This is a genomic window from Deltaproteobacteria bacterium, assembly GCA_030654105.1.
In the GTDB taxonomy this organism is placed as follows: domain Bacteria; phylum Desulfobacterota; class SM23-61; order SM23-61; family SM23-61; genus JAHJQK01.
Window position 1 is genome coordinate 1 of the sequence record JAURYC010000216.1, and the last position, 10,347, is coordinate 10,347.

Here is a 10,347-nt window from a genome sequence, read left to right on the forward strand (position 1 = left end):
CAGGTGCTCGACCTGCCGGCCTTTAAAATTTTGACCGTACCACGGGGCTACGGTTACGCCGTAGGAATCCACGGCCACCGGGTCCATGCCGGCGATTACCAGGTTTGGTTTTTGGACTTCTCCGGGTCCTCCCGGGCCCCCGGTGACCAAAGCCCGCGTGGCGTCCAGGAGGGTAAGCTGGGGTTTGATGACCGTGGCCAGGTCCGCAAGCGCTTGGTTGATGTTGTATTTGGAATGGAAGCTCTCCCGGTCCCAGATCAAGCCCATCAAACCCTTGAGGCCCAGACTTACACCCGTTGCTGAGTGAGATTTAGCCACAGGCAGATTGATGAGGACGGGGGTGTCCAATGCTTCCTTTATGACTTCCACGCTCTCCAGAATTTTTCCTTGGGGGACCTTGATCTCCCGGAAAAATTTCCTATCTTTAACGGTGATGACGTAGACGCCTTTGATCGACTGGCATGCATTGCGGATGCCTGAGCGCTCGAGACAAAGTTCCGGATTATTCAAAGTATTATCCAGAACCAATACCTGTTGGGCGCCGGCTTCCAGGCAAGCCCGGGCAACGGTGGCAACTACCATGGGGTGGGTGTTGCAGCCCACTTCGGGCGACTTGGGAAAAGACATGTTGGGCTTCAGGACAACGCGCTGGCCTTTTTTGACAAAGCGAGAGATACCGCCCATGACTTCTAAGGCTTTTCTTGTCGCGGCGGCCGGATCACCAGATATGACCACTAAGTCATATTCTTCTTTGGCATTTGAAAAAACAGGCTTCCCGGCCAGAGTCAAAGCTGCGCCGGCAGCAGCGGATTTCAGAAAATCACGACGGGTGATTTCTCGCCCAAAGTTTTTCATCGAAACTGCATCCTTTCCCCTGCAATCATTTTAAGAAATTTGGTACCGAAAGCAATACTTCTTTTTAGTCCAACTCCTGAACTTTCCCTATGATATGAATCAGGGGAATCGGGAGAAGACCCTTGACAAAAACTTGGGGTTATATTATCAAATTAATAAAAGAATTCTGCAGGCGGGTTTACATCCTATGACCCCAACCAATGCCAAAGGGTCCTTGATTAAAAAGTTAGAAGCTTTATCCAAGATCAGCAAAGCAATCTCCTCCGACCTCTACTTGGAGGACATTCTGAGTTTGATTGTAGTGGTCACGGCTGAGGTGATGAAGTCAAAAGTCTGCTCCCTGTGGCTTTTGGACGAGAGAGACAATGCCTTAAAGATCAGAGCTACGCAGGCCATGAGCGAAGAGTACCTGAAAGAGAGAAGCCTCAAAATGGGCGAAGGTGTCGTGGGATATGTGGCCGTGGAGAACAGGCCAATGATGATCTATAACGTTCTGAAGGAGCCGAGATACAAGGAGAAAGAACTGGCTAAAATAGAGGGGCTGGTTTCCATGTTGAGCGTTCCCATGTGCGTGAAAGATAAAGTCATCGGGGTGATTAACTGTTACACCTCCTACCCGCACAAGTTCAATAAAAGCGAGGTGGAAGTTTTTACCACCGTCGCTAACCAGGCAGCCATCGCCATAGAAAATGCCGGCCTGATCATGAAGGCCAAGATGATCGAGGATGAGTTGATTTCCCGCAAGCTTGTGGAGCGGGCCAAGGGGATTTTGATGAAAGAACAGCAGCTTTCTGAAGAAGAAGCCTTCCGCAGGATTCAAAAGAAATCCATGGATCTGAGGAAAACGATGCGGGAAATCGCGGAGGCCATCATTCTGGCCAACCAGATTTAAAGCTGCCATAGAAATGTTGAGCAGCGAACCCCTACCTTTATAGGGATCTCACAAAAATCCGACCTTCCTCCCCACCAAGGTCAACGATAAAGCTGAGGATATTTTTTTCTCTTTCTCCCCAAGTAGTGGATTCCCTTAGAAATGTTGAAAGGAGTTATCTGGCAAGTAAAATTTTCTTGACAAAATTTTAATCATTGTGTTTAATTATAGCACACAATAATAATCTGCAGCGCCGTCCGATGATGTGCGGCACTGAAGATGACAAAGGCGTCCAGGAAGGAGAGGGGCGCCTTTTTTATTTTGAGAAATAGGAAAGGGCCACTCGGAAAAATATTTATTAAGAAGGAGACCAAAAAATGTCTTACAGTAAAGTGAATGCCAGTGCAGCGACTATGAGCCGGAACCGAGTAACGGCTGCTCCGGGATCGGGTATATGTGTTACCTGCCTGGATGGCTGCCCAGGCCCTTGCGAAGTGGGCCGATCAGCCTTACGGGGAAGGGAAATTCTCTACCCGCAACCTTTTGCCAGAATAACCGCCGGTTCAGAAAAAGATTATCCGGTTGATTTTTCCCATTTCAATATCCAGGGTACCTGCGTAGGGGCAGTGGGGGTTGCAGCCGATTCTGATCAGGCAACGTTTCCGGCGGTGGATATTTCCACAACCTTAGGAGCAGCGGAAAAAATTTCTCTACGTCTTCCCTATTTTACCGGAGCTCTGGGGTCTACCGACATCGCCCGCATCCACTGGGAATCGATGGCCACTGCCGCGGCCATCGCCGGGACTTTGGTCGTGGTGGGTGAGAATGTCTGCGGTATGGACCCAGAGGCTGAAATTCGGAATGGCCGGATCGTCAGATCCCCGGAGATGGAACGCAGGGTGAAAACCTTCCAAAAATGGTTTGATGGATATGGGGGAATTGTCGTCCAGTATAACGTGGAAGACGGCCGGTTGGGTGTACCGGAATACGCGGTGGAAAAATTGGGCGTTAAAATCATTGAACCCAAATGGGGCCAGGGCGCCAAAGGCATCGGTGGGGAGGTAAAACTTAGCACCCTGGAAAGAGCCCTGCAATTGAAAAGCCGGGGGTATATCGTTCTTCCCGACCCAGAAGATCCTGTGATTCAAGAGGCATTCAAACAGGGTGATTTTAAGGAATTTGAGCGTCACTCCAGGCTGGGCATGGTGACCGAGGAAGGGTTTCATAAAGAAATAGAAAGACTGAAAAGGATCGGGACCAAACATATTTCTCTGAAAACAGGAGCCTACCGAGCGGCAGACCTGGCTCGGGCAGTTAAATATGCGTCCGATGCCAAAATCGACCTTCTGACCGTGGATGGCGCGGGTGGAGGGACCGGGATGAGCCCATGGCGAATGATGAACGAATGGGGAATTCCTACCGTTTACCTCGAAAGCCTCCTTTATCAATGCCTTAAAAAACTGGATCACAAGGGAGCTTTTATTCCCTCTTGCGCCATGGCGGGAGGGCTCGCCCTGGAGGATCATATCTTCAAGGCATTCGCCTTAGCTGCACCTTACATAAAAGCCATTTGCCTCGGCAGGGCCTCAATGACCGCTGCTATGGTTGGTAATACCATCGGGGAAATGATCAAAAAGGGGAAGGTTCCAGCCGACATTGCTAAATACGGAACCGATATTGAGCATGTTTTTATTCTTGCGGCTAAGTTGAAAGATAAATTCGGAAAAGATTTTCAAAAGATCCCTGCGGGTGCCATCGGGATGATCACCTATTTCGATCGACTGAACGCCGGCCTGCAGCAGTTCATGGCCGGGGCCAGGAAATTTGCTCTAAAATACATAACCCGGGAAGACCTGGTCGCTCTGACCCGCGAGTCCGCGGAGGTTTCCGGAATACCCTATGTAATGGAATCGGATCAGGACGAGGTTGAAAAAATCTTGGAAGGCAAGGGTGGCTCAATTAAGCCTTTACCCAAGGGAGTTCATGCCGAAAAGGCAGCCCTGAATTTATAGGGAAAACCGCCAACGGTCTGGATGGCCGGGTTATACGGATCCAGGGGGGGAAGCCCGGTGAGCTTCCCCCTTTTTTTTGCTTTCGTCATTTTGCCTTTTTCCCCCAAAGAATGATAATATTCAGGTAGTCCTGGAAGGTTTTTAGAATCTGGAAGGTATATGAGATTCTTCCTGCGGCCCAAAATTATTATCCCTCTTCTTCTTTTCTTCTTCCTTTTTATTCCGAGTAGGTCCCTGCCTCTGGAGGGAAATGAGGCGGGGAAACACATCAAAGCCCTTTCCGAGCATGCCGCCTCCATGGATATGATCTGGACCCTGGTGGCTTCCTTTTTGATTTTTTTTATGCAGGCGGGTTTCACCCTCGTGGAGGTGGGTTTCACCCGGGCCAAGAACGCGGGCAATGTGGTCATGAAAAACATGATCGACTTTGCCATCGGGGCGATCGGGTTCTTTTTCATCGGCTATGGTTTGATGTTTGGAGCCAGTGCTCTCGGGCTTTTCGGGACGAGCGACTTTTTCTTGAACCATATTACTCACTCCGGGAAAATAGACAACTGGAAGTTTGCCAATTTGATGTTCCAGGTGGTTTTTGCCGCCACGGCTGCAACCATCGTTTCCGGAGCCATGAGTGAACGGGCTAAATTTATTGGTTATCTTTTTTACACGGTCCTCATCAGCACGTTGATTTATCCGGTGGTGGGCCATTGGATCTGGGGAGGGGGCTGGCTGGCCCGCAAGGGGATGATTGATTTTTCCGGCTCAACGGTCGTGCATTCCGTGGGGGGCTGGGTGTCACTGGCGGGGGTGCTGGTGTTGGGACCGCGTCTGGGTCGTCTCAACCGCGACGGGTCCGTCAATATCATTTCCGGGCATAATATTCCTTTGGTGGCCCTGGGGGTGTTTATTCTCTGGTTCGGCTGGTTTGGATTCAATACCGGCAATACCCTTTCAGCTACCAACCCGAGCATCGCCCTGATTGCCGTCAATACGATTCTGGCGGGGGCGAGCGGAGCTCTGTGTACCATGGCTTTGACCTGGTTTCTCCGCGGGAAGCCTGATGTGGGCATGACCCTCAACGGAGTCCTCTCCGGCTTGGTCTCTTGCACCGGAGGGGTGGCCATCATCAGCCCATTTAGTGCCGCAGTCATTGGAAGCTTATCGAGTTTCATTCTATATTTTTCCCTGAAAGCGTTCGAGCAACTGCGGATAGACGATCCCGTGGGGGCCATTTCGGTTCACGGCGTGAACGGCATCTGGGGAACCTTGGCGGTGGGGTTTTTTGCCCAGGATAAATATGTACAGAATAGCTTGGGTTACGCCGTAAACGGGTTGATCTTCGGTGGGGGAATTGACCTCCTCATGGTTCAGGCGCTGGCAGTGATTACTGTTTTCCTCTGGGCCTTCCCCCTTTCCTTTGGATTCTTCAAACTCCTGGACGCCACCGTGGGGCTGCGCGTCTCCCCCGAAGAAGAAGTCAAAGGGTTGGATTTTGGGGAGCATTCCATGACCTCTTACCCGGTATTCGACGAATTCCAGAAAAAGCAAGAAGAGATCATCGAGGAACTGGAGAGGGTGCGCGAGCTTTCGCTGCTCCATGATATTGGGCAATCCATGCACACCCTGAACTTAGATGAGATTCTGGAATTGATCTTGAAAGGAGTGGCCCGAGGAATTGGGTTTGACCGGGCCCGCCTCTATCTGCTGGATGAAGAGAAAAATCAGCTGGTCTGCAAAGTTGCGGTCGGAGTGGAAAGGGATAGGATTCAAGATATCAGCTTACCTTATGACCCGGAAGACAACATGGTCTCCCGGGCCATCAAAGAACGCCGGCCTTTCATCGTGGAAGACGCCAGCCGGGATCCCCGGGTGAATCGGGGGGTGATCAATTTTTTGGATGTTAAATCCTTTGCGGTTGTACCCTTACTTTCCCGGGATAAAGTCTTAGGAGGAATCGCCGCCGATAATCTAATGAGCCAGACCGTTATCACGGAAAAGAAACTCCAGTCGCTGATGATTTTCGCCAACCAAGCGGCACTGGCTTTGGAAAATGCTTTGATGTATGAAGAGCTGAGAGCCTTCAGCAACCAGCTGGAGGAACGGGTCAGAAGAGCCACCGCCGATCTGGGGGAAACCCAAAGACAGCTCTTTCAATCCGAGAAGCTGGCGGCTTTGGGAAAGCTTTCGGCCGGGATTGCCCACGAGATTCGCAACCCCTTGACCAGCATCAAAATTTTAATCCATTCCCTGGTGGATGCAATGGCTACAGCAGCCTCGCGGGAAAAAGATTTAGCCGTGATCGAGACCGAGATTGAACGGGTGAATAAAATTATAAAACAGTTTTTAGATTTCGCTCGGCCCCGGCCCCCTTCTCTGGAGCCGAGGGATGTACGCAAGGTGCTGGAAGAAACCATTGCCCTGGTGGTTTACGAGATGGAAGCACAGGGAGTTTTGCTGAAGAGGGAAGATGACCCCGCATTGCCCCCGGTGCCAATGGATGGGGAGCAGATGAAGCAGGTCTTCTTAAACCTTTTGCTCAACGCTATCCAGGCCATGCCCCAGGGAGGGAAATTGAAAGTTGCCACTGCGGTGCAAAGTCATCCAGGGGGAACTCGCGGGAGCCCAGTCGTTACCATAACCTTTCAGGATTCGGGGGAAGGAATTGCGGAAGAGATCCAAAGCAGGATATTCGAGCCATTTTTCTCCACCAAGGAAGAAGGCATCGGATTGGGGCTACCGATCGCCCAGCGGATCATCGAGGAGCACGGAGGTGAAATCAAGCTGGAAAGTACCCTCGGAAAAGGAACTACTTTTTATATAACCCTACCGTTACACTAAAAGGGTGTAGGGTGTGGGGTGTTGGGTCTAAAGTACGAAGTGTATTTACTACACCCTACCCCCTACACCCCAGTTGTGAATTGGGAGGTTTCTTGGAAAAAATTCTGATTGTGGATGATGATCCCGGCATGCGGTATTCGATAAACCGGATGCTGGAAGGGCAGGGCTTTCTCATTTCTTCCGCCAAGAATGGAACCGAAGCTCTAAAGCTTTTTTTTGCTGAAAATCCGGACTTGGTGATCATGGACATCAAAATGCCCGGGCAGAGTGGATTGGATGTTCTGCGACAGATCAAAGAACAAGATCCCAAAGCATTGATCATCCTGATGACCGCTTTTGGGACGACCGAAACGGCCATTGAGGCCATGAAGTTCGGAGCTTTCGACTACATCCTCAAACCTTTTGACATACCCCAGATGAGGGCCATGGTGGAGCGGGCCTTGGAAGTATCCCGGATGATGAAAAAGATGGTTGCTTATCCGGATCGTCCCGAGGCAGGAGCCGGGGTGGAGGCGATCGTAGGATCTTCTCCGGCCATGCAACAGATTTACAAGATGATCGGCCAGGTTGCCCCCACGGGGGTGACGGTGGTCCTGCGCGGTGAGAGCGGGACGGGGAAAGAATTAGTGGCCCGAGCCGTCTATCATCATAGTAGCCGGGCGGAAAAGCCGTTCTTACCCGTGAACTGTGCCGCCATTCCGGAAACCCTCCTGGAGAGTGAGCTTTTCGGCCATGAAAAAGGTGCTTTCACCGGGGCCTTGACCAGGCGCATCGGCAAATTTGAACAATGCAACGGAGGTACCCTTTTCCTTGATGAAATAGGCGACATGACCCCGGCAACCCAGGCCAAAATCCTGCGCGTGCTCCAGGACCGGCAGTTTGAACGATTAGGGGGAAGCGAGCGTATTACTGTAGATGTGCGAGTGATCGTGGCCACCAATAAGGATTTGGAAAAGGCCATCCGCGAAGGAACATTCCGCCAGGATCTTTATTATCGACTGAAAGTTGTTACTCTCCATCTTCCTCCCCTGCGGGAGCGCAGAGAAGATATCCCCGAACTGGTGCGGTATTTTTTGCAAATTTTCGCGCCGGAAATCAACCGCAACGTTAAAAACATCGCCCCGCGCGCTCTGGAAAAATTGATGCGCTATCGCTGGCCGGGAAATGTTAGGGAACTGGAGAACGCAGTAAAAAGGGCCTTGGTTATCGCCAAAGGGCACACCCTGCTCCTTGAGGATTTCATCCTGGAAGAAGTGGAGCCAGAAATCGGGGCCCAAGAACAGATCGATTTCGAGAAAAGGTTGGAGATGTTGATGGAGCCGGTTTTCAAAGAACTGGCGGAACATGCTAAGGGGAGGCCGGAATCTGACCTGATGTCGGCTGTAGAAAAAATCCTTATCAAGAGGGCTTTACAAGAAACGAAAGGGAATCAGGTTCAGGCAGCGATTCTCTTGGGAATGAGCCGGAATACCTTGCGTTCGAAGATTGAACGGTATAAGATCCGAAAAGATATTGCGATCGTAGAGGGAGAAGGGTGAAGCGAACCTTGCGGCTGGCCCTGGGGCAAATTAACAATACGGTTGGAGACCTGCAGGGCAATGGGCAAAAAATTGCCGCAATCATCGGCCAGGCCCGGGAAGTGGATGCCGACTTGGTGGCCTTCCCAGAATTGGCGATTTCAGGTTATCCCCCCGAAGATCTCCTATTGAATCCCGCCTTTGTCAAGGAAAATCTGCAAGCTCTGGAAAAGGTAGCCAAAGCCAGCCGGGGAATTACAGCCATCGTCGGTTTTGCCGATATGCGCGAAGATATTTTTAACGCCGCCGGGGTTCTGCACGACGGAAAACTGGTCGGAGTGTACCATAAAATCTACCTTCCCAATTATGGGGTTTTCGACGAGGATCGCTATTTCCAGAGCGGCAAGGATATTTTGGTCTTTCAATTGGGAGAGACGACGATAGGGGTGAATATTTGCGAAGACATCTGGTATCCGGGCGATCCCATGCGTACCCAGTGCCTTCAGGGTAACGCTCAATTAGTGGTAAACATTTCTTCTTCTCCCTTCCATGCCGGAAAAAGGAATTTTCGCCAGAGGATGCTATCCACCCGGGCCTGGGACTATTCGGCCATTGTAGCCTATGTCAATCTTGTGGGCGGACAAGATGAGTTGGTCTTCGATGGCGGGTCCATGGTATTGGACCAAAGGGGAGAGGTTATCGCCACGGCCAAGGCGTTCCAGGAAGACCTCCTGGTGGTGGATTTAGACCTGGACGATGTTCTGCTTTATCGACTTCATGACCCGCGGCGGAGAAAAGAAAAGCTGGCTTCATTGGCCGAAGGAAAACTGCAGCGCCTGATCCTTCCCCCTCTGAAAAAGAAACGGCCTCCTAAGCCCTTCCCCGCGAGGATCCAGGAGGCCTTACGTCCCCTGGAAGAAATTTACCAGGCCCTGATTCTGGGGACGGGCGATTATGTCCGGAAAAACGGATTTCAGAAGGTGCTTCTCGGTTTAAGCGGGGGAATTGACTCGGCGCTGACGGCGACGATCGCCATGGATGCCCTGGGAAAGGAGAGCGTAGTAGGAGTGGCCATGCCTTCGGTGTATTCTTCTCCCGAGAGCCTGGAAGATGCCAGGGCTCTGGCTGAAAATCTGGGAATTGCATTGCGGGTCATCCCGATCGACGATGTCTTCAAATCTTACCTGCAGACTTTAAAAAATTCATTTGCCGGGGAAAAACCCGATGTCACGGAAGAAAACCTTCAGGCCCGTATCCGGGGGAATTTGTTAATGGCCCTGTCTAACAAATTTGGCTGGCTGGTTTTAAACACGGGAAACAAGAGCGAGATGGGAGTAGGCTATTGCACCCTCTACGGTGATATGGCCGGCGGATTCGCCGTTATTAAAGATGTTCCCAAGACTCTGGTTTATCAATTGGCCTCCTTCCGCAATTCCTTGGGGGCCACCCGCATCATTCCGGAGCGGGTGATGATAAAGCCTCCTTCAGCTGAACTTCGACCCAACCAGAAAGATACGGATTCTCTTCCTCCTTACGACATCCTCGACCCGATCCTTCGGGCCTACGTGGAGGAGGATCAGAACGTGGAGATGATTCAAGCCCGGGGGTTTGAGCAGAAGATGGTCGAAGATTTAATCCGCAGGGTGGACCTCAATGAATACAAAAGAAGACAGTCTCCTCCGGGGGTCAAAATTACACCCCGGGCGTTTGGCAAAGATCGCCGGCTGCCGATAACGAATCAGTACAGGATGAAAAAGGCCCTAAAAGGGTTCAAGCAGTCCAGCGTTCCAGGAGCAGACCCTTGATTCTTCGAATCTTTAGACCCTACAAAAGCGGCGGACATTCCCTATTGTGGAATCTATTTTTTTATCGATAGAAAGAACCGAAATCAACCCGGAAAGTTATCTCAACAAGATATGCAAATTAAATAGACCTGACCCTGGGATTGTAATCTTGACATTTGCGAAGAATTAATGATAATCTTCGCTTGTTCCTACCAGAGGAGGGCAGCCTATGCCAGTGGCTAACTCCGCACCATTTCTTTCAAGTTCAATCAGCCGATACCCACGAATTGTGCCTGCGCATGAGTGAGGTGGGGTCTGAAGGAAGCCCAATCCAAAGATGCGGGGCGACGAATCCCGCTATAAGCCGGACTTTATAAATCTGGCGTCTAGGGAATGAAAGGGGGGACGTTCGTGTAGAAATTGCTTAGCGGTCCCCATACAATTCACCGGAACTTCTTGCCCCCTGAGGAAAG

6 protein-coding genes are annotated in these 10,347 nt (G+C 51.1%); 5 read left to right on the plus strand and 1 reads right to left on the minus strand.

Features of this window, described 5'->3' with window-relative positions; genetic code table 11:
• Positions 1–855 (minus strand): DUF362 domain-containing protein (locus Q7V48_09000; protein MDO9210869.1); only part of this gene is annotated, 855 nt, incomplete at its 3' end.
• Between the two features lie 187 nt (positions 856–1,042).
• Here Q7V48_09000 and Q7V48_09005 point away from each other — a divergent pair.
• The 5 genes from Q7V48_09005 (at position 1,043) to Q7V48_09025 (ending at position 9,895) form a co-directional block, all read left to right on the plus strand.
• Positions 1,043–1,747: a GAF and ANTAR domain-containing protein gene (locus tag Q7V48_09005; GenBank protein ID MDO9210870.1), complete on the plus strand. Its 705-nt coding sequence runs from the start codon at positions 1,043–1,045 to the stop codon at positions 1,745–1,747.
• A gap of 356 nt (positions 1,748–2,103) precedes the next feature.
• Positions 2,104–3,738, plus strand: coding sequence for an FMN-binding glutamate synthase family protein (locus Q7V48_09010; GenBank protein ID MDO9210871.1), 1,635 nt, complete (start codon positions 2,104–2,106; stop codon positions 3,736–3,738).
• 159 nt (positions 3,739–3,897) lie between these two features.
• Entirely contained in the window at positions 3,898–6,573 is a 2,676-nt protein-coding gene (gene amt / locus Q7V48_09015) for an ammonium transporter (GenBank protein ID MDO9210872.1), read from the plus strand.
• 92 nt (positions 6,574–6,665) lie between these two features.
• Positions 6,666–8,111 (plus strand): sigma-54 dependent transcriptional regulator, encoded by a 1,446-nt coding sequence (locus Q7V48_09020; GenBank protein MDO9210873.1) that lies wholly within the window; start codon positions 6,666–6,668, stop codon positions 8,109–8,111.
• Positions 8,108–9,895: an NAD+ synthase gene (locus Q7V48_09025; protein MDO9210874.1), complete on the plus strand. Its 1,788-nt coding sequence runs from the start codon at positions 8,108–8,110 to the stop codon at positions 9,893–9,895. The genes Q7V48_09020 and Q7V48_09025 overlap by 4 nt, the downstream gene beginning before the upstream one ends.
• Positions 9,896–10,347 lie beyond the last annotated feature (452 nt).